The organism is Streptomyces stelliscabiei, assembly GCF_014873495.1.
In the GTDB taxonomy this organism is placed as follows: Bacteria; Actinomycetota; Actinomycetes; order Streptomycetales; family Streptomycetaceae; genus Streptomyces; species Streptomyces bottropensis.
The window spans coordinates 459,726-479,215 of record NZ_JADBGF010000001.1 but is presented as its reverse complement, the minus strand read 5'-3'; the positions used below and the strand labels follow the sequence as shown (position 1 = coordinate 479,215).

Annotated in this window: 16 protein-coding genes and 1 pseudogene; 16 read left to right on the top strand and 1 reads right to left on the bottom strand. The window is 69.8% G+C overall.

Annotation, left to right across the window (positions count from 1 at the left end; all coding sequences use genetic code 11):
- Positions 1-274: 274 nt before the first annotated feature.
- The 14 genes from solA to H4687_RS01980 all read left to right on the top strand — a co-directional run bounded on the left by solA (position 275) and on the right by H4687_RS01980 (position 15,637).
- On the top strand, positions 275-1,414 hold the full coding sequence (gene solA / locus H4687_RS02045) for an N-methyl-L-tryptophan oxidase (protein WP_046920064.1): 1,140 nt from the start codon (positions 275-277) through the stop codon (positions 1,412-1,414).
- Positions 1,411-2,478 (top strand): M14 family metallopeptidase, encoded by a 1,068-nt coding sequence (locus H4687_RS02040; protein ID WP_046920065.1) that lies wholly within the window; start codon positions 1,411-1,413, stop codon positions 2,476-2,478. The genes solA and H4687_RS02040 overlap by 4 nt, the downstream gene beginning before the upstream one ends.
- A gap of 77 nt (positions 2,479-2,555) precedes the next feature.
- A complete protein-coding gene (locus tag H4687_RS02035; RefSeq protein WP_046920066.1) occupies positions 2,556-3,662 on the top strand; it encodes an ABC transporter substrate-binding protein in 1,107 nt (368 codons plus the stop codon).
- Positions 3,655-4,794, top strand: a complete 1,140-nt coding sequence (locus tag H4687_RS02030) for an ABC transporter ATP-binding protein (RefSeq protein WP_050398146.1) — start codon at positions 3,655-3,657, stop codon at positions 4,792-4,794. The genes H4687_RS02035 and H4687_RS02030 overlap by 8 nt, the downstream gene beginning before the upstream one ends.
- A 3-nt stretch (positions 4,795-4,797) precedes the next feature.
- Positions 4,798-5,697, top strand: a complete 900-nt coding sequence (locus H4687_RS02025) for an ABC transporter permease (protein ID WP_046917172.1) — start codon at positions 4,798-4,800, stop codon at positions 5,695-5,697.
- On the top strand, positions 5,694-6,560 hold the full coding sequence (locus tag H4687_RS02020; protein ID WP_046917171.1) for an ABC transporter permease: 867 nt from the start codon (positions 5,694-5,696) through the stop codon (positions 6,558-6,560). The genes H4687_RS02025 and H4687_RS02020 overlap by 4 nt, the downstream gene beginning before the upstream one ends.
- Positions 6,557-7,939 (top strand): aminotransferase class III-fold pyridoxal phosphate-dependent enzyme, encoded by a 1,383-nt coding sequence (locus H4687_RS02015; protein ID WP_046917170.1) that lies wholly within the window; start codon positions 6,557-6,559, stop codon positions 7,937-7,939. Before H4687_RS02020 ends, H4687_RS02015 begins: the two co-directional genes overlap by 4 nt.
- Before the next feature lie 23 nt (positions 7,940-7,962).
- A complete protein-coding gene (locus H4687_RS02010) occupies positions 7,963-8,916 on the top strand; it encodes a succinylglutamate desuccinylase/aspartoacylase family protein (RefSeq protein WP_097251181.1) in 954 nt (317 codons plus the stop codon).
- Complete coding sequence (locus H4687_RS02005) at positions 8,913-10,373, top strand: aldehyde dehydrogenase family protein (protein ID WP_050398147.1); 1,461 nt, start codon at positions 8,913-8,915, stop codon at positions 10,371-10,373. The genes H4687_RS02010 and H4687_RS02005 overlap by 4 nt, the downstream gene beginning before the upstream one ends.
- Complete coding sequence (locus tag H4687_RS02000; RefSeq protein ID WP_046912870.1) at positions 10,370-11,308, top strand: aldo/keto reductase; 939 nt, start codon at positions 10,370-10,372, stop codon at positions 11,306-11,308. The genes H4687_RS02005 and H4687_RS02000 overlap by 4 nt, the downstream gene beginning before the upstream one ends.
- Positions 11,309-11,352: 44 nt before the next feature.
- Positions 11,353-12,018, top strand: coding sequence for a haloacid dehalogenase type II (locus tag H4687_RS01995; RefSeq protein WP_046912869.1), 666 nt, complete (start codon positions 11,353-11,355; stop codon positions 12,016-12,018).
- Positions 12,019-12,067: 49 nt separating this feature from the next.
- Entirely contained in the window at positions 12,068-13,351 is a 1,284-nt protein-coding gene (locus tag H4687_RS01990; protein ID WP_046912868.1) for an NAD(P)/FAD-dependent oxidoreductase, read from the top strand.
- Between the two features lie 92 nt (positions 13,352-13,443).
- A complete protein-coding gene (gene aspA, locus H4687_RS01985) occupies positions 13,444-14,853 on the top strand; it encodes an aspartate ammonia-lyase (protein WP_046912867.1) in 1,410 nt (469 codons plus the stop codon).
- 49 nt (positions 14,854-14,902) lie between these two features.
- Positions 14,903-15,637, top strand: coding sequence for an SDR family NAD(P)-dependent oxidoreductase (locus H4687_RS01980; RefSeq protein ID WP_046912866.1), 735 nt, complete (start codon positions 14,903-14,905; stop codon positions 15,635-15,637).
- Between the two features lie 49 nt (positions 15,638-15,686).
- Here H4687_RS01980 and H4687_RS01975 read toward each other — a convergent pair.
- Positions 15,687-16,187: pseudogene (locus H4687_RS01975) on the bottom strand (ATP-binding protein); the annotation flags it as partial.
- Between the two features lie 175 nt (positions 16,188-16,362).
- Here H4687_RS01975 and H4687_RS01970 point away from each other — a divergent pair.
- Positions 16,363-17,145 carry an FAD-dependent oxidoreductase gene (locus tag H4687_RS01970; RefSeq protein ID WP_079028207.1) on the top strand — a complete coding sequence of 261 codons (783 nt, stop codon included), beginning with the start codon at positions 16,363-16,365 and terminating at the stop codon, positions 17,143-17,145.
- A 1,220-nt stretch (positions 17,146-18,365) separates the two neighbouring features.
- Positions 18,366-19,289, top strand: coding sequence for an NAD-dependent epimerase/dehydratase family protein (locus H4687_RS01965; RefSeq protein ID WP_046912864.1), 924 nt, complete (start codon positions 18,366-18,368; stop codon positions 19,287-19,289).
- Positions 19,290-19,490: the final 201 nt, after the last annotated feature.

Sequence of the window (19,490 nt, the reverse complement as noted above, 5' to 3'; positions counted from 1 at the left end):
TGTTTCCCCCTGTTGATCCAGAAAATTTCTGCTGGACACCCTCTTGACTCCCCTCTCAAGGCACTGTCATTCTCTGTGCCAGATTCTAGCACAGCATTCCACATAGTGGCACGGCATCTGAGGGGATCCCTCGCCGAGAGCCGGACTGCGAGACGCGGCGGTTGCGAGCCGCAGGTCCACAAAGGGGGCCTGGCTCCCGCTCAAACCATCTCGAATCGAACAGCCTCACGTCGATGGCTCAGCATGCGCCTCGGCGATACGAAAGGAAAGTCCTGTGTCAGCTGCCAGGAAGCGCGTCGCGGTGGTCGGCGTCGGAACGATGGGCAGCCAGGCCGCCTGGCGGCTGGCGGCCCGCGGCGCCGAGGTCGTCGGATACGACCGCTACGCCCCCGGCCACGACCGCAGCGCCGCCGGCGGTGAGACCCGCATCTTCCGCAGCGCGCACTTCGAGGACTCCCGCTACGTCCCCCTCCTCAAGCACGCCGACGCCCTCTGGGGCCGGCTCCAGCACGAGACCGGCCGCGAGCTGCGCCGCCTGACCGGATGCCTGCTCATGGGGCCGACCGGCCACCAGCAGATGGCCACCGTCCTTGAGTCCATCGCCGAGCACGACCTCGACCACGAGGTGCTGGACGACGAGACGCTCGCCAAGCGATTCCCGCAGTACCGCATCGAGGACGGCGACGCGGCCGTACTCGACCGCCGCGCCGGGTTCATCCGCCCCGAACTGACGATCCAGACCGCCGCCCGCCGCGCCGAGCAGCTGGGCGCCGTGATCCACCGCTACAGCACGGTCCGCGAGATCGTCCCCGTCGCGGGCGGTGTGGAGATCCGCACCGACTCAGGCAGCGAGCGCTTCGACACCGCCGTCGTCACGCCCGGCCCCTGGGTCAACGACCTGCTGCCCGACCTGCCGTGGGAGGTGGAAGTCCGCCGCATCATCAGTGCCTGGTACGTGCCCATCGCCCCCGACGCCTGGTTCGGCGAGGAGCGGCCGGCGTTCATCCGTACGGCACCCACCCACTGCTACGGCCTGCCCTCCCCGGACGGCATCTCGGTCAAGCTCGGACTGTCCCGCGCGCTGCACCGGCTCGCCGACGACCCCAACCGGCTGGACCGTACCGTGCGGCCGGACGAACTGGAGGTCTTCTCCGAGCTGATCGGGCGATACCTGCCCGACCTGCACCCGGACCCCACCCGCCTCTCCGTCTACATGGAGGGCTACACCGAGAGCAGCCGCCCCCTGGTCGGCCCGCTGCCCGGCGCCGAGAACGTCATCCTGCTCGCCGGATTCTCCGGTCACGGATTCAAACTCTCGCCCGCCTTCGGCGACATCGCCGCGGACCTCGCGCTGGACGGCGCCTCGCCCCAGCCCATCGACTTCCTCTCCACCGTCGGCCGTACGGAGGCATGACCGTGAACGACACCACGCTCTCCGTGGGCACCCTCGTCGCCGAGCCGGGCACCAAGGCTCGTGGCTACGTCACCGCCGACCTCGGCACCCTTACCGCGGACATCCCGCTGACCCTCGTCAACGGGACCCGTCCCGGCCCCCGGGTCGTCATCACCGCGGGTGTGCACGGCGGCGAGTTTCCGCCCATCGACGCCGTCGTACGACTGGCGGACGGGCTGGAGGCCTCCGAGGTGCACGGACAGGTGATCATCTGTCCGGTCGCCAACCCTCCCGCCGTGTACAAGGGCAGGCTCAACATCTCCCCGGTCGACGGCGTGAACCTCAATCGTGTCTTCCCCGGCGACCCGGCCGGCGGCCCCACCGAGCGGCTGGCCGCCTGGCTCTTCGAGAACCTGATCGACGGCGCCGACGTCTACATCGACCTGCACTGCGGCGGCATCGACCAGGTCCTGCGGGACTTCGTCGGCTACCGCATCACCGGTGATCCGGACCTGGACAAGGCGACGGCCGAACTGGCAGGCTCCTTCGGCATCGAGGACGTCATCCTCGGACTGACGCCCGAGGGCGGCAACAGCCACGCGGCCGCCGCCCGCCGGGGCATCTCGGCGGTCCTCGTCGAGGTGGGCGAGCTCGGCCGGCGGGACGAGGCCACTGCCCTCCGCCGTGTCGACGGCCTGCTGAAGGCCCTTCGACACCTGAGTGTCCTCGACCATGACGGTTCCGCCCCGACACCCGTCCGCGCATGGGTCTGGTCCGCCGGCGTCACCGCCGAGGCCACCGGCCTGTGGTACCCGGAGTTCTCCTTCGACGCCGACGTCATCGGCGAAGTCTCCGAGGGCGACCTCCTCGGCCGCATCGTCGACCCGGTCGACGGCACGGAACACACCCTCCACGCCCCGGCCGGCGGACGGATCTTCTATGCCATGCACGGCCTCACCGTCGCCCCCGGCACCGAACTCGCCGCCCTCGCCATCCCGTGGGACCCCGACACGGCAGCCCGGGCCGACACCCTCCGAGCGCCCGGCATGGGTGCCGGATCCGACGAGGTCGATTCCCGCTCCTAGACCCCCATTTCAGCCGCCCCCCTTGTCCAACTCCCCAGCCGCCCGTTCTCACGGCCAGTACCACCAGGAGGCACCAGATGAAAGATGCCCGAATAGACCGCAGACTGTTCCTGCGAGGAATAGGCGGGGTCACTGCGGGTCTCGCCGCCGCGACCACCCTCAGCGCCTGCGGCACCGGTACCAGCCGGACCGCCGCGAGCAGCGGCGGCAAGGGTTCCAAGACGGTGATCGTCCGTGACAGCGGCGGTTCCTACGGCGCGGCTCTGCAGAAGGCGATCTACACGCCGTTCACGCAGGAGACCGGTATCCAGGTCAAGGTGCTCAACCTGGACGACGCCCCGCTGCTGGCACAGATCAAGCAGGGCCGCCCGCAGTGCGACCTCATCAACAACTCGATGATGTCGCACACCAAGTACGTGAAGCAGGACGCGCTGGAGGCGCTCGACCTGGACCGGGTCAAGAGCGTGAAGAGCGCGAAGATCCCGGACAACCAGATCACCGACCATGCCGTCGGCAGCAGCTTCTACGGTCAGTGCATCGCGTACCGCACCGATGCCTTCGGTGGCAGGAAGCCGGAGTCGTGGGCGGACTTCTTCGACACCAAGGCGTTCAAGGGTGGCCGTTCGATGTGCAGCCCGGACGGTGACCTGCCGGAGCTGGAGTTCGCGCTCCTGGCCGACGGTGTCCCGATGGACAAGCTGTACCCGCTGGATGTGGACCGTGCCTTCAAGGTGCTGACCCGGCTGCGAGGCGACATCAAGAAGTTCTGGGACAGCGGCCCGCTCCCGGGTGTGCTGCTGAGCCGCCAGGAGGTGACGATGTCCACCGTCTGGGACGGCCGGATCGCCGACCTGGAGAAGCAGGGTGTCCCGGTCACCCGGCAGCTCAACGGTATGCGCCGCCAGTTCCAGGGTTACGCCATCGCCAAGGGCGCGGCCAACGCGGACAACGCCTACCGGTTGATGGACTTCTCGCTGCGTGCGGAGAGCCAGGCCGCTCTGGCGAAGGCCTTCCCGTCGAACCCGTCCTCGCCGCTGGCCTACGCCAGGCTGACCGAGGACGAGCGCAATGCCCTCGCCGGTGCGCCGAAGTACTACGACAAGGGCTTCGACACGGACATCGACTGGTGGCTGAAGAACGAGTCGGCCGTCACCAAGCGCTGGCTGGAGTGGGCTCGTGGCTGATTTCGGTGTCGCCGCACCGGCGGTGAAGGTGACAGGCGTGGCGCCGGCCACCGCGACCGGCAAAGCGCTGTCGGTGGTGGCTCTGCGCAAGACCTACGGCGGCGTGGTCGCCGTCGACGAGGCGTCGATGGAGATCGCGGCGGGGGAGTTCGTCACCTTCCTCGGCTCCTCCGGGTCGGGCAAGACCACGACGCTGATGATGATCGCCGGGTTCTGCGAACCCGACTCCGGCACCATCACCGTCGGAGGCCGCGACGTCACCCGCCTGGCGCCGCAGAAGCGCGGCCTGGGTTTCGTCTTCCAGCAGTACCTGCTCTTCCCTCATATGACCGTCAGCGAGAACGTCGCCTTCCCCCTCACCCTGCGCGGGGTGGGCAAGGACGAGATCCGCCGGCGGGTGGGGGAGACGCTGGAGATCGCGGGGCTGTCCGGGTTCGGCGGACGCAAGCCGCGTGAACTGTCCGGCGGCCAGCAGCAGCGCGTCGCCCTGTGCCGGGCGCTGGTCTACCGGCCGCCGGTCATCCTCATGGACGAACCCCTGGGCGCGCTGGACAAGAAGCTCCGCGACCAGCTGCAGATCGAGATCAAGACCATCCAGCAGGAACTCGGCCTGACCGTCATCTACGTGACGCACGACCAGGAAGAGGCGCTGGTGATGTCGGACCGCATCGCGGTGATGCGCAACGGCCTGATCGAGCAGTTCGACACCCCCCGCGAGCTGTTCGAACGACCGCGGACGCCGTTCGTGGCGGACTTCCTGGGCGCGGCCAACTTCCTGCCCGGCCGCATCGAACAGCACACCGACACACACACCCTGGTCCGACTCGACGGCAGTGGCGGACTGATCAAGGCCCGCCGTCACGACCTCGCCTCCGGCCGCCAGGTGAAGGTGGCCGTGCAGCCGGGCCGGCTGCGGGCCTCGGCCGTTGATGACGGGTTCTGTACCGGCACGGTGGAGACCGCCACCTATGTGGGCACGCTGGTGCGCGCGGGTGTCCGCGTCGACGGCGGTCAGGCGCCGCTGCTGCGTCTCGAAGTACCCGCAGGCCGGGGCCCCGTCGCCGGCGAGCGGATCGGCATCAGTGCCGACCCCGAGGACGTCAACCTCTTCGCAGACGAACAGGCGGGGTGAGTCATGGCTGCCACCCTCACCGCGGGGGCTCCCACTCGCCCCCGCAAGCTCCTCGCCTCACGCCGCACCCGCGTCGGGATCTTCTACGCCCTGCCGGTCGTCGTCTATCTGCTGGTCCTGTTCGTCTACCCGATCTTCTCCACGCTGCTGCTGAGCCTGAAGGACGCCGACGGCTCGTTCACCCTGCACTGGTACGCCGACGCACTGACCGGCGTGAACCTCTCCGTCCTGTTCACCACGCTGCGGATCTCCGCCGAAACAGCCGTCCTCAGCCTCGTCTTCGGGTTCGTCCTGGCCCAGGCGATCTCCCGGCTCAAGCCCGTCCTCGCGGGACTTGCGATGCTGGTCGTGGTCGTGCCCCACTTCGTCTCCGCGCTGGTGCGCACCTACGGGTGGATCATCATGCTCGGCGACAAGGGCCTGGTGAACGAGACGCTGACGGCCATGTCGGTCCCCGGCGCTCCGTTCCAGTTGCTCTACAACGAACTCGGCGTCGTGATCGGCACCACCTCGATGATGCTGCCGTACACGGTGCTGCTGCTCTACGGCGTGATGCGCGGGGTGGACCGCAGGCTGCTCGCGGCAGCCGCGAGCATGGGCGCCGGCAAGGTGACGATCTTCCGCCGGGTGTATCTGCCGCTGGTCGCGCCGGGTCTGGCCAGTGCCGGACTGCTCAGCTTCATCCTCTCGCTGGGCTACTACATCACCCCGGCCCTGATGGGCGGCCCCAACCAGACGATGATCGCCACCCTCATCAACCAGCAGGTCACCAAGGAGAACCAGTGGAACGGGGCGGCCGCCCAGGGCGTCATCCTGCTGGTCCTCACCCTCGCCGGACTGCTCCTGGTCAAGGTCGTCACCTCGCTCGGCGCCAGCCGTAGAAGGAAGGGGAGCGGATCATGATGGAGCTGCGCAAGACCCTCGCGGGACGGATCGTGCTGACCGCCGTCGCCACCGTCATCCTGCTGTTCCTGGCCCTGCCGATCGTCGTCATCCTCGTCACCTCCTTCAGCAACAACGCCTTCGCCTCCTTCCCGCCCGAGACATGGACGCTGAACTGGTACAAGGCCCTGTTCGCCGACGGCAGCAAATGGCCCGCCGCGCTCTCCCTGAGCGCCCTGGTCGCCGCCCTGAGCACGGTGTTCTCCCTGTTCATCGGGGTGACCGCGGCGACCGCCCTGGTCCGCAGCGAACTCCCGCTGCGCTCGGCCGTCTTCGCCCTGGTCCTCGGACCCCTGCTCATCCCGCAGATCGTCACCGCACTGGGCCTGTTCCTCCTCTTCGAGCCGGCCGCGATGCTGGGCAGCCCGATCGCCATCGCCCTGGGCCACACCGTGCTCGCCTCACCGATCGCGGTACTGATCCTGATCGCGACCCTGCGCGGCATCGACGAACGCCTGGAGGACGCCGCCGCCAGCATGGGCGCCGGACGCCTCACGATCGCCCGGAAGATCACCTTTCCCCTCGCGGCGCCGGGGATGATCGCGGCGGCGGTCTTCTCCTTCATCACCAGCTTCGACGAGTTCTACATCTCCCAGTTCCTCTCCTCCGTCGACACCGTCACCCTGCCCGTGCAGGTCTACAACTCCCTCACCTTCGAGATCGACCCCAGCGTCACCGCCGTCAGCGCCATCCTCATCGCCTTCGCCGTCCTCGCCCTCGGCCTCGTCGCCCTGGTCCGCTGGCTCGGCACGGGACGACAGGAATCCCTGCTCTCCGTCGACAACACCGTCGGAGTCGCCACCCCCGGAGGCGAGGCCGTATGACCACCGCCGCTGCTCACCCGACCGCGGCCACCGCTCAGCGGCACCTGCTGCTGAACATGACCGCCAACGGATCGCTCGGCCACGAGGGCGAAGACCTCCTCGTCGTCCAGCGAGGGGAGGGCCCGTACGTCGACGACGCCGACGGCAACCGCTACATCGACGGCCTGTCAGGGCTGTACTGCTGCCAGCTCGGCTACTCCTACGGCCCCGAGTTCGCCGAGGCAGCCGAACGGCAGCTGCGCGAGCTGTGCTACAGCCCTCTGTGGACCGGATCCGCTCACCCCTCGGCCATCGAACTGGCCGAGCGGCTGTCCTGGATCGCCCCCGTCGACATCGAGCACACCTTCTTCTCGAGCGGCGGCGCCGAAGCCGTCGAGACCGCCTGGAAGATAGCCCGCCGCTACCACGTCCTGCGCGGCGAGCCTGGTCGCACCAAGGCGATCGCCCGGCGCGGCGCCTACCACGGCCTGACCGTCGGCGCGCTGTCGCTCACCGACGACCCCGGCCTCACCGAGCCGTACGGGCCTCCGGCGATCGACACCCGGTTCGTGTCCAACACCAGCCGCTTCGGCCTCGATCCTCAGTTCGCGGACGACGAGGTGTGGACGGCCTGGCTCCTCGCCGAGCTGGAGGCGACGATCCTGACCGAGGGCCCAGAGACCGTCGCGATGCTCATCGCCGAACCCGTGCAGAACCGGGGCGGCTGCATCACACCGCCCCGGGGCTACTGGCAGGGACTGCGGGCGCTGGCCGACCGCTACGGGTTCCTGCTCGTCGCCGACGAGGTGATCACGGGATTCGGCCGGCTCGGGGAGTGGTTCGGCGGCGACCGCTTCGAGGCCCGCCCGGACATGGTCACCGTCGCCAAGGGCATCACGTCCGGCTACGCCCCCCTGGGCGCGACCCTCGTCGGCACCAAGGTCACCGACGTCATCAACCGGCCCGGTGTGGTCCTCAACCACGGCTACACCTTCGCCGGGCACCCGCTGAGCGCGGCCATCGCCCTACGCAACCTGGAGATCCTGGAGCGGGACCGCGTCCTGGACAACGTCCGCGCCCTCCAGGTCGACCTCGCCCAGCGCATGGCCGCCCTCAAGGACCTGCCGATCGTCGGCGACGTCCGCGGCACCGGGTTCTTCTACACCTGCGAACTCGTCGGCGACCTCGACGACGGCGGCTTCAGCGACCTCGCCCGCGCCGGTCTGATCGCCGACCTGATTCCGCGCCGGCTGCGCGAGGCCGGCCTGCTGGCCCGCGTCTACAACCGCTCCGCGCCGCTGCTCCAGATCGCACCCCCGCTGATCAGCGACCGCGCAGTCCTCGACCGTATCGCCGCGATCATCGCGGGCACCCTCGCCGAGGCGTCCACCCGTATCTGATCCACGTTTTGGGAAGGAAGCACATGTACTCCATCGGTCCGCTGACCGTCGCCCCGGGCGAGCGCGCCCACGGTTTGATCCCGGTCGGCACCAGCAGCTACGGCGTGGAGCTCGGCATTCCACTGATCGTCGTCAACGGCGTCCAGGACGGCCCCGTCCTGTGTGTGGACGCCGGCGTGCACGGCGACGAGTACGACGGGCAGGAGGCCATCCGGCGCGTGCTCGCCGAGCTCGACCCGGCCACCCTGCGCGGCACCGTCGTCGGCATCCCCTGCCTGAACACCCCCGCCTTCGAGGCCGCCGCCCGCGCCAGCGGCATCGACCACCTCAACCTCAACCGCATCTTCCCCGGCGACGCGGAGGGCTCCTACTCGCAGCGGCTGGCCGCCACCTTCGTCGAGCAGGTCGTCCCCGCCGTCGACGCCGTGGTCGACCTGCACACCGGTGGCGCCTACGGCGAGATCGCCCCGCTCGTCATCCTCCAGGGCGGCTACGAGGACCTGGCGACGGACCTGGCGCTCGCCGCCGGGCACGAGCTGGTCTGGAAGGGCGGCAAGTGGGGCGGCACGGTCCGCCACCCCGTCCTCGAAGCGGGCAAGCCCGCCATCACCATCGAGTGCGGCGGCGCCACCTACCGCGAGACCAATGTCGAGCACCACATGAAGTCGATCCGCAACATCCTGCGCCGCCTCGGCCTGACCGACGGCGAGGCGGAGCTGCGGGACACCTACACGACCGTCTCCGGGACCTTCGCCCGCTCCGCCGCCGGCGGCTTCTTCGTCGCCCACGCCGAGCCGGGGGAGACCTGCAAGGAAGGCGACAGAATCGCCACCATCACCGACCACTACGGCACCACGCTGGAAGAGGTCAGCGCGCCGCAGGACGGCATCGTGCTCTGGGTCCGCCGCATCCGCACGGTCCGTCCCGGCGACGAGGTCGTCATCTTCGGCGAGGTGCTCGGGGAGATCCGGCCATGACCAACGAACTGCAGCTGACCGAGCTGCTCATCGACGGCAAGCAGGTCCCGGCCGCCGACGGACGCTCCTTCACCGTCCTCGACCCGTCGAACGACACGGCCATCGCCGAGGTGGCGCTGGGCGGCAAGGCGGACGTGGACCAGGCGGTGGCCGCCGCGCGCGCGGCCCTCACCTCCCCGGCGTGGGCCGGGATGCGTGCCGCCGACCGCGGCCGGATCCTGTACCGGATCGCGGAGGCCATCCGCTACCAGGGCGAACGGCTGGCCCGCCTGGAGAGCCAGGACGTCGGCAAGCCGCTTCGCCAGGCGAAGGCCGATGTCGAAGCGGCCGCCCGCTACTTCGAGTTCTACGCGGGCGTCGCCGACAAGCTCGGCGGCTCGACGATCCCCCTCGGCCCCGGCCTGATCGACTACACCGTCCGTGAGCCGATCGGTGTCTCCGGCCAGATCATCCCGTTCAACTACCCGCTGCAGAACACCGCGAGGGGTTCGGCCCCCGCGCTGGCCGCCGGCTGCACCGTGGTCCTCAAGCCCTCACCCGAGGCGCCGCTCACCCCGCTGGAGATCGGCAGGATCGCCCTGGAGTGCGGTCTTCCGCCGGGCGTGCTGAACGTGGTCCCCGGTGACGGCGAGACCGGCGCGGCCCTCGCCGGCCACCCGGACATCGACCAGGTCACCTTCACCGGTTCGGTGCCCACCGGCATCAAGGTCGCCCAGGCCGCCGCCGCCAACGTGGTGCCCTCGGTCACCGAGCTGGGCGGCAAGTCACCGGTCGTCGTCTTCGCCGACGCCGACTTCGACCTGGCGCTCGGCGCTGTCGCCGCCTCCGCCTTCGGCAACGCCGGGCAGACCTGTTCGGCCGGCACCCGGCTGCTCCTCCAGCGCGGCGCCGAGGAGTTCCTGGACAAGCTCGTCGCGCACGTCGCTTCCCTGCGCCTCGGCCCGGGTCTCACCGACCCGGACGTCGGCCCTCTCGTCGCCGCACGACAGCGGGACCGGGTCCTCGGCTATCTGGAACTGGCACGGCAGGAGGGCGCCGTGGCACGGGCCGGCGGGGGCGCTCCCCCGGACCCTGAACTGGCCGACGGCTACTTCGTCGAGCCGACCGTCCTGACCGGGCTCGACAACCAGGCCCGCTGCGCCCGCGAGGAGATCTTCGGCCCCGTCGTCACGGTCATCGAGTTCGACGACGCGGACGAGGCCCTGGAGATCGCCAACGACAGCCCGTACGGCCTCGCCTCCTACGTCTGGACCCGGGACATCGACAAGGCGATGCGCCTGGCCGAGGGCATCCGGGCCGGCCAGGTCTATGTCAACGCCACCGGCGTCGGCACCGGCGTTGAGCTTCCCTTCGGTGGCTACAAGCACAGTGGCTGGGGCCGCGAGAAGGGGCTCGAAGGTCTGGCGAGCTACCTGCAGACCAAGAACGTCTGCATCGGATTCGGGAACCGGTCATGAGATACCGCTCGCTCGGAGAGCGCGGCCCGGTCGTCTCGGTGGTCGGCGTGGGCGGCAACAACTTCGGCGCCCGCCTGGACGAGGACGGCACGAAGGCCGTCGTCCACGCCGCTCTCGACACCGGGATCACGCTGTTCGACACCGCCGACATGTACGGCGGGTTCGGCGAGCGGGGCGGCCTCCGTGGCGACGGTGAACGGCTCCTCGGTGCCGCGCTCAAGGGCCGCCGCGACACCGTGGTGCTGGCCACCAAGTTCGGCATGGAGATGGGCCGGGACGCCGACCTGTACGGCCCGCGTGGATCCCGCGCCTACATCCGCTACGCGGTCGAGGCTTCGCTCGGTCGGCTCGGCACCGACCGGATCGACCTGTACCAGTACCACGAACCCGACGGCGTCACGCCGCTGGAGGAGACGGTCGCCGCGCTCCAGGAGCTGGTCGACGAAGGGAAGATCCGCCACATCGGCTGCTCCAACCTCCCGGCCGATCAGGTCACGGACGCCTTCGTGACCACCCAGGCGCGCTACCACCTGCTCGACCGCGAGGTGGAGCAGGAACTGATCCCTGCCTGCGTGCACCACGGCCTCGGACTGCTGCCGTACTACCCGCTGGCCAACGGTCTGCTCAGCGGAAAGTACCGCCGCGGTGCGGAGCCCCCGCCCGGCAGCCGCCTGTCCTGGCGCCAGGGCTGGCTCACCGACGCGGCCCTGGACAGGGTCGAGGCACTTACCGAATACGGCGCCGAACGCGGCCTGACCCTCCTCCAGGTCGCGGTCGGCGCACTGGCGGCCCTGCCCGCCGTCGGCTCCGTCATCTGCGGAGCCATGACCCCCGAACAGGTCACCGCCAACGCGGCGGCGGCCGACTGGATACCGAGCCCGGCCGACCTGGCCGAGCTCGACGCGATCGTCGCCCCCGGCGAACGCGTCGTCTGAAGCCCCACCCTTTCCGGAAACCCGCGACCCCGAGGCTGGACATCATGCGAGAGATCGTCACCTTCGACGCCTACGCGACCCTCATCAACTTCGAGCTGGCCCCCACGACCCTGAAGGTTCTGGAAGACCGGCTGGACCTGGACAATCTGGACGTCGACGAGTTCCTCGACGACTTCCGCGTCATGCGGTTCCAGGCCGTCCTGGAGGCCTACCGCCCCTACCACGAGATCCTGCACTCCAGCCTGCGCAACGCCATGCGCCTGCACGGCCTGGAGTACCGCGAGTCCGACGGCGACGCCCTGGTCGAGGCCGTCCCCACCTTCGGCCCCTTCCCGGAGGTCCCGGACGCGCTGCGTGCCCTGAAGACCAAGTACGAGATCGCCATCATCTCCAACACCGACGACAACCTGATCGCGCGGAACGTGGAGAACATCGGTGTCGAGTTCGACTACGTCATCACCGCCCAGCAGGCCGGCGCCTACAAGCCGGACCGCCAGACCTTCGAGCACGCCTTCAAGACCATGGGTGTCGAGCCCTCCCAGGTCATCCACACCGCCCAGGGCTGGGAGTACGACCACATCCCCACCCGCGACCTCGGCCTGAAGCGCCGCGTGTGGATCAACCGCTACGGCCACCCCGGCAGCGCCGACTACCAGCCCTACGACGAGCTGCCCGATCTGTCGGGCCTGCCGAAGCTCCTCGGCTGCTGACCGAGGGCCCGACGGCGAAACAGGACCGAGAACACAGAGGACGCACGCCATGAAGCAGATCCCCTACTGGCTGGACACAGCCCCCGCCCGACCCGACCGCTCCGGAAAGGCCCTGCCCGACGAGGCGGACGTGGTGGTCATCGGCGGCGGCCTCACCGGCCTGTCCACTGCCTACCACACCGCCCGCAAGGGCGCCCGGACCGTCCTCGTCGAGAAGGACCAGGTCGGCTCGGGCGCCTCCGGGCGCAACGGCAGCATGTGCACCCAGGGCATCACCATCAGCCCCGCCGAGGCGCGCAAGCGCTACGGCCAGGAGCGCGCCCTGGAGCTGTACAACGCCTTCCGCGACGCCGTCGACGTCGTCGAGGAACTCACCAGGACCGAGGACATCGACTGCGACTTCCACCGTGCCGGGCGCCTCGGCGCCGTCTGCAAGCCCGGGCACTTCGACGGCCTGCGAGCCAAGCAACGTGACCTGGCCGACAACTTCGGCCACGAGACGATCGTCCTCAGCAGGAGCGAACTCCGCGCAGAACTCGGCACGGACTACTACCACGGCGCCCTGCTCGACCCCGACAGCGCCGCCCTGCACGTGGGCAAGTTCGTCGGCGGCCTCGCGGACGCCGCCGAACGCGCCGGCGCCGAGATCCACGAGCGCAACGCCGCCACCGGCCTCACCCGCCTCCCCGGCGGCGGCTTCGTGGTGGAGACCATGAACGGCACCATTCGTGCCAAGCAGGTCATGGCGGCGACGGACGCCTACACCGACAAGTCGATGCCATGGTTCCGCAAGCGGCTCATCAACGTCGGCAGCTTCATCATCGTCACCGAACCGTTGGGGGAGGCACGCGCCAAGGAACTCATCCCCAACGGCCGTCTGCTGGTCGCCCACAAGAACGTCGGCCACTACGTCCGCCTCACCCCGGACAACCGCCTCGCCTTCGGCGGCCGGGCACGCTTCGCCCCGTCCAACCCGGCCTCCGACGCCAAGAGCGGTGACATCCTCAAGCGGGAGATGACCGAGATCTTCCCGCAGCTGGCGGGGGTGCGCATCGACTACGTGTGGGGCGGCATGGTCGGTTTCTCCTGGGACCGCATTCCGCACGCGGGTGAAGTCAACGGCCTCTACTACTCCATGGGTTACTGCGGTCACGGCGTCCAGATGGCCACGTACATGGGCCGTGCGGTCGCCGAGATGATGGACGGCAAGCCCGAGGCCAACCCGCTGCGTGGCTTCGGCTTCCCGAAGGTGCCCGTCCCCTTCTACAACGGCACACCCTGGTTCCTGCCGTTCGGCGGTGCCTATTACAAGGCGAAGGACCGCCTTCTCTGAGCAGGTGCCGGAACACCGGTGACACCGCGGGGCCTTCCGCGCAGCGGCGTGGAAGGCCCCCACCATGCCTCCCGAGAGAGGGCACAGGCCCCATGACCGCCGACACCCGCATCGAGCACGATCTCCTCGGCGACCGTGACGTTCCCGCCGACGCGTACTGGGGCGTGCACACGCTGCGCGCCACGGAGAACTTCCCCATCACCGGCACCCCGATCTCCGCCTACCCGCACCTGATCGACGCCCTGGCCGCCGTGAAGGAGGCCGCCGCCCGGGCCAACGAGGAACTGGGTCTGCTCGCCCCCGACAAGGCCGCCGCGATCGTCGAGGCCTGCCGGGAGATCCGTGACGGCAAGCTGCACGACCAGTTCGTCGTCGACGTCATCCAGGGCGGCGCCGGCACCTCCACCAACATGAACGCCAACGAGGTCATCGCCAACCGGGCGCTGGAACTGCTGGGCCACGCCAGGGGCGAGTACGGGTACCTGCACCCCAACGAGGACGTGAACCTCGGCCAGTCCACCAACGACGTCTACCCGACCGCCGTGAAGATCGCGACCGTCTACGCCGTGCGCGAGCTGCTCCGGGCGATGGCGGTGCTCCAGGACTCCTTCGCCCGCAAGGCGGTCGAGTTCCGTGACGTGCTGAAGATGGGACGCACCCAGCTCCAGGACGCGGTGCCCATGACCCTCGGTCAGGAGTTCTCCGCGTTCGCCGTCATGATCGACGAGGACCGGTCCCGTCTTGCCGAGGCCGTCGAGCTGATCCATGAGATCAACCTGGGTGCGACGGCCATCGGTACGGGGCTGAACGCCCCGGCCGGGTACGCCGAGTCGGCGCGGCGTCACCTCGCCGCCATCACCGGGCTGCCGCTGGTGACGGCCGCGAACCTGGTGGAGGCCACGCAGGACTGCGGCGCGTTCGTGCAGATGTCGGGTGTGCTCAAGCGGGTCGCGGTGAAGCTCTCCAAGACCTGCAACGACCTGCGGCTGCTGTCCTCCGGCCCGCGCGCGGGCCTGAACGAGATCAACCTGCCGCCGGTGCAGGCCGGTTCGTCGATCATGCCCGGCAAGGTCAACCCGGTGATCCCCGAGGTCGTCAACCAGGTCGCCTTCGAGGTCATCGGCAACGACGTCGCCATCACGATGGCCGCCGAGGCCGGGCAGCTGCAGCTCAACGCCTTCGAGCCGATCATCCTGCACTCCCTGTCGGAGTCCCTCACCCATCTGCGCGCCGCCTGCCTGACGCTGGCCGAGCGGTGCGTGGACGGCATCACCGCCAACACCGAGGCGCTGCGCGCGAGCGTGGAGAACAGCATCGGCCTGGTGACCGCCCTCAACCCCTACATCGGCTACTCGGCGGCCACCGACATCGCCAAGGAGGCCCTCGCCACCGGCCGGGGCGTGGCCGAACTCGTCCAGGAGAAAGGCCTGCTGCCCGCCGACACCCTCACCCGCCTGCTGCGGCCGGAGGTTGTCGCCGGCAGTGGTCAGGTACTGCTCTGACGGCCGCTGATCCCGGTACCGGCCCGTCAGAGACTGAGGAGGAACGCACATGAGACTGCAGGACGTGAACGCCGTGATCACCGGAGCATCGAGCGGCATCGGCCAGGCGGTGGCCTCCCACTTCCGCCGCGAGGGCGCCAACCTGCTGCTCACCGGACGGCGACCCGAGCTGCCCGAGAGCCATCCGGACGAGCTCTACCTCCCCGGCGACCTCAATGACGAGGCCTTCGTCTCCGAACTCGCCGCCAGTGCGGCGGATCATTTCGGTGACGTGGGAGTGGTCGTCCTCTGCCACGGACTTCAGAAGTCCGGCCCGCTCTCGGAGACGACGGCCGATGACGCACGCGACCTGCTCCACAGCAACCTCCTGAGCGCCTTCCTGGTGATGAAGCACCTGATGCCGCTTGCACCCCGGTCCGGAGGGTCGATGGTGTGCGTCAGCTCGCGCCTCGGCATGGTCGGCATGCCGAACCAGACCTTGTACTCCGCGGCCAAGGGCGGCCTCATCGCGCTCGCCCGCGGCGCCGCCATCGAATGGGCGCCCCGCGGCGTCCGCGTCAACGTGGTGGCGCCCGGTCTGACCATGACGCCGATCATCGAGGCGTCGTTCCAGCGACGCCCCGACCCTGCTGCCCACCGGCGCGTCAGAGAGGACTCCATCCCGCTCCGCAGGCTCGCCACACCCGAGGAGATCGCCGACGCGGTCCTCTTTCTCGCCTGCCCGGAGTCGTCGTATGTCACCGGTGCCGTCCTGCCCGTGGACGGAGGCTACACGGCGTTCTGAGCCCCACGGCGCGGGCGCCGGTCGTGCACGTGCCCGAGCGTCACGGCGATCACCAGTCCGCGTCGCTCCATTGGTCCAGCAGCGCTTCGGCCATGTCCGCGTCGGGTTCGGCCGACGTGCTGTGGAGCGACCGCTCCGTCCAGATCACCTTGGCGCGGGGCAGGTAGCGGGTGCCCCCAGCGCTGCGTGAACTGGGCGACGAGGAACAGGCCCCGCCCGCCCTCGTCGGTGTCGGCCGCCCGTCGCAGGTGCGGTGAGGTGCTGCTGCCGTCGGCGACCGCGCAGATCAGGCTGGTGCCCTCCCGGAGCACCCGCAGCCGTCTTGGCTCGACGCCGTAGCGAATGGTGTTGGTGACCGGTTCGCTGATCACGAGTTCGGTCGCGAAGGCGAGATCCTCCAGCCCCACTCCGTGAGGCGGCGGGCCACATCGGCTCGGATCCCGGCGACGGAGGCGGGATCCGCCGGGACCTCCCAGTCGGCGACCAGGGAGGGCTCCAGCAGGCGGGTCCGCGCGACGACCAGCGCGATGTCGTCGCTCGGACGGGCCGGATTGCGCAGATGCTGGTCTTCGTCGCCGGCACGCCGGACTTCGGTGAGCAGTCGCGCGTGGCCGACGCGGCCATGAACTGCTCATCGAAGTACTGGGCGACAACGGACGGCGCGCCCGTACCGCGGTCGGTTTCGCCGGGCTGCCGCTCAACAGTCCGGTGGAGATCCAGATTCTCTGCACCGGACTGTTGAGCAGGCGCAACAGCGGTGTGGCGGTGGACCGGCCTCCACGGGTGCGGCGCGAGGGTCGAATCGCCCCGGAGCCGAGCACGGCGTCCTGAGCCGGGAGGAGATGGCGGACCGCTATCCCCAGCACAACCTCCGCCCCGACGACTGCGCCGTCCACGACCCCCGCGCCGGTGTTCTGCGCACCGACCGCGCCGTCAGCGCCGCCGTCGCGGCGGCCCGGGCCAACGGTGCCACCGTCCTTGAGAACACCCCCGTGGACAGCATCGCCGAAACCGACCACGGCGTCGTCGTCACCGCGGGCGACAGAACCTGGACCTTCGACAAGGTCATCGTCGCCTCGGGCGGCTGGTCCCGAAGGCTCATGCCCGACCACCTCAAGGCCGTCACGGAAACCCATCGGATCGTCCTGACCTGGTTCATCGCCCAGGAGGCCACACAGTTCGCACCGGAGAACTTCCCCATCTTCAGCCGGTGGTACGAGGATCGCTCCCTGTACGGCGCACCCGCCGTCGACGGCGTGACGGTCAAGGCATCCGTGGACGGACCGCTGGCCGGGCGCGCAAGAGCAACCCCCGACCCGGACTCCGTCCCCAGAGAACTCACCCGGGAAGAAATCGCGAAAGTCACCGAAATCGGCACTGGGTTCTTTCTCGGCAAGGGCTTCAAAATGGCCACCGGCTACGGCCACATCGCCGCACACGAGGCGCTCGGCAAACAGACCGTCGACGGCCTGGACTTCGTGCACCCGGACCGCTTCAAGACCAGGTAGTCCCGCCCACTTCCGCCGCCTGGAGACAGCAGCCTCGCGACGGTCTGTCATCTGCTGAACCGTGCACCCGTGAAGGGACGCCGCTTTACGCCGGCCCGGAGTGCCGGAAACGGGAACTACCCCGCATGTGCGCGTGGATGCCGTAACGAGGCTGCTGCTCGGCCGGTACAGCAGTGAGGCTGCCGTGCCGCCCGGAGCGCGTTCAAGGCGATGCAGACCGAGCGTGTCATTGCGCGCAATGATCCACAAATTCCCTGCTCGGCGTCCAATCGGGCATGACGGCAGTCCTCGATTCCTTTCCGGTAATCATGCGGTGGGCGGCATATAAATCCACCCGTGGCTACGCCTTGCCAACGCGTGATCACAAGGGGAATGCTGATGCGCGACGAGTCCTTGAAAGTTGCACGACCATCGATTTTCGGGCGTGGCAGTGGCGGTGGGATGCGAGAACGGGGCACACGATTTCGGTCAAGGCGACTGTCGTCGGCCGGAGTCCACACGTGACCACGGTGGCCGTCGGAGTGTTAGGTCTCGCCTTGCCGAGCCGATCGAGCCCGCCACTGCACCTGGAGTCGCTCTCAGGCGTGGATGTCCCGGTCCCCGACATCGACCCCTTGGCCTCGACGGATTCGGAGGCGGGGTCGTCCGGCGCGGAGCGAAAGAATGCGCACGCGAGTCCCGGTGAACGAAGCACGGCAGCGGTACGGGACCCCGCGCCGTTCATCGTCACCACGGCCGTCCTTCGGGAGCCGCTGACCTGCCGCAAGAACTTTCCCGGGGTACCCGATGGCCCCCGGCCCGACGTGATCGAGGGCCGGGCACCGCGTCCAGTGCGCGCCCTGTGCGGGCGCCATGCGCGCATCACGCGGCACCGGCGCGGCGGGACCGGACAGCGGTATGCGGCAGCGAACGGGGCATCAGGCGGACCGCCTGGCCGCCGACTTGGCGGAAAAGCGCCGGATGGGTCGACCAAGGACCTCCTCCCGGACACCTCGCGCCGCGCCCCGATACCGTCCGCATGCCCTGGCGGGATGTCGTCCTCGCCAGGGTGCCGACGGGTGGTCCGCCGGAAGGCTCGAACCGGCCCGTGCGCGACTCCACGCGGGCCGGTCCGAGGGCTCGGCGTGCCCTGACCGAGAACGGTCCGCACAAGTGTGACAAGGCGTGCCGTCCGCCGAGGCGGTTCGCACCCTCTCTCTACCGATACGGAGGAATGAAGCATGCGTATTCTCGTCGCCGGGGCCACAGGAGTGATCGGCCACCCCCTGGTGGGAGCGCTGCGGGCCCGGGGCCATGAGGTGAGCGCGCTGGTGCGCCAGGAGTCGCGGGAGCGGGCCCCGGAGGCGGACAGCGTCGTGAGCGCCGACGCCCTCGACCGTGAGGCCCTGGTGTCGGCGGTGTCGGCCGTCCGCCCCGAGGTGGTGGTCCATCAGATGACGGCGCTGCGCCTGCTGGGCGACGACCCGGCGGCGGCCTTCGCCCTGACCGCGCGCCTGCGTACCGAGGGCACCGCCCACCTGATGGAGGCGGCCCGGGCGGCCGGTGCGCGACGGCTGGTCGCGCAGTCCGTCGCCTTCGCGGCCGCCCCGGCCGAGGAACCGGTCCTCGACGAGGACGCACCGCTGTACGTGGACGCACCCGATCCCGGCTGGGCCGCCACCGTACGGGCTGTCGCCGAGTTGGAGCGCCTGGTTCTGAACAGCGGACCGCTCGCCGGCGCGGTCCTGCGGTACGGCACGCTGTACGGCCCCGGCACCATGTACGCCCGCGACGGCGGGGCAGCCCAGGCGGTACGGGCCGGGCAGCTCCCGCTGCCCGGGAACGGCACGGGGATCACGTCGTTCCTGCACGTGGAGGACGCCGTGGGAGCCACGGTCGCCGCCGTCGAGTCGGAGGCCACCGGGGTGTTCCATGTGACGGACGACGACCCGGCCCCGGCCGCGCAGTGGCTGCCCCACTGGGCTCAGGCGCTGGGCGGCCCGGCCCCTCGTACGATCCCGGAGGACCTCGCGCCCCGGCTGCTCGGCTGGTTCCTGGCCCACCAGCTCACCGCAGCACACGGCGCGGCCAATGACCGCGCCCGTACGGCTCTGGGCTGGAAGCCGCTGCGCCCGAGCTGGCGCGAGGGACTGGGCCAGGAATGACCGGCACGGTCCGGGGCGACACGCTCACCGGCCCGTTCGGTGCGCGTCGCCTTCGCCGCCCGCCGTCCGTGTCCGACGAGGGCGCCGACACGGTGGCGTGTCTCGCCGGTCCGCGCATGAGGACGGCGCCGTGATACCGGTGCACGGAGGTGCCGGGCTGCGGCACAAAGGCCGCTGCGACGCAATGAAATGACGCGATCA

What these genes read in the sequence shown, in the direction of transcription:
- H4687_RS02040 (WP_046920065.1), top strand. Translation starts at nt 1,411, where the DNA reads ATGACCGTGAACGACACCACGCTCTCCGTGGGCACCCTCGTCGCCGAG.
- H4687_RS02035 (WP_046920066.1), top strand. Translation starts at nt 2,556, where the DNA reads ATGAAAGATGCCCGAATAGACCGCAGACTGTTCCTGCGAGGAATAGGC.
- H4687_RS02025 (WP_046917172.1), top strand. Translation starts at nt 4,798, where the DNA reads ATGGCTGCCACCCTCACCGCGGGGGCTCCCACTCGCCCCCGCAAGCTC.
- H4687_RS02020 (WP_046917171.1), top strand. Translation starts at nt 5,694, where the DNA reads ATGATGGAGCTGCGCAAGACCCTCGCGGGACGGATCGTGCTGACCGCC.
- H4687_RS02015 (WP_046917170.1), top strand. Translation starts at nt 6,557, where the DNA reads ATGACCACCGCCGCTGCTCACCCGACCGCGGCCACCGCTCAGCGGCAC.
- H4687_RS02010 (WP_097251181.1), top strand. Translation starts at nt 7,963, where the DNA reads ATGTACTCCATCGGTCCGCTGACCGTCGCCCCGGGCGAGCGCGCCCAC.
- H4687_RS02005 (WP_050398147.1), top strand. Translation starts at nt 8,913, where the DNA reads ATGACCAACGAACTGCAGCTGACCGAGCTGCTCATCGACGGCAAGCAG.
- H4687_RS02000 (WP_046912870.1), top strand. Translation starts at nt 10,370, where the DNA reads ATGAGATACCGCTCGCTCGGAGAGCGCGGCCCGGTCGTCTCGGTGGTC.
- H4687_RS01995 (WP_046912869.1), top strand. Translation starts at nt 11,353, where the DNA reads ATGCGAGAGATCGTCACCTTCGACGCCTACGCGACCCTCATCAACTTC.
- H4687_RS01990 (WP_046912868.1), top strand. Translation starts at nt 12,068, where the DNA reads ATGAAGCAGATCCCCTACTGGCTGGACACAGCCCCCGCCCGACCCGAC.
- aspA (WP_046912867.1), top strand. Translation starts at nt 13,444, where the DNA reads ATGACCGCCGACACCCGCATCGAGCACGATCTCCTCGGCGACCGTGAC.
- H4687_RS01980 (WP_046912866.1), top strand. Translation starts at nt 14,903, where the DNA reads ATGAGACTGCAGGACGTGAACGCCGTGATCACCGGAGCATCGAGCGGC.
- H4687_RS01965 (WP_046912864.1), top strand. Translation starts at nt 18,366, where the DNA reads ATGCGTATTCTCGTCGCCGGGGCCACAGGAGTGATCGGCCACCCCCTG.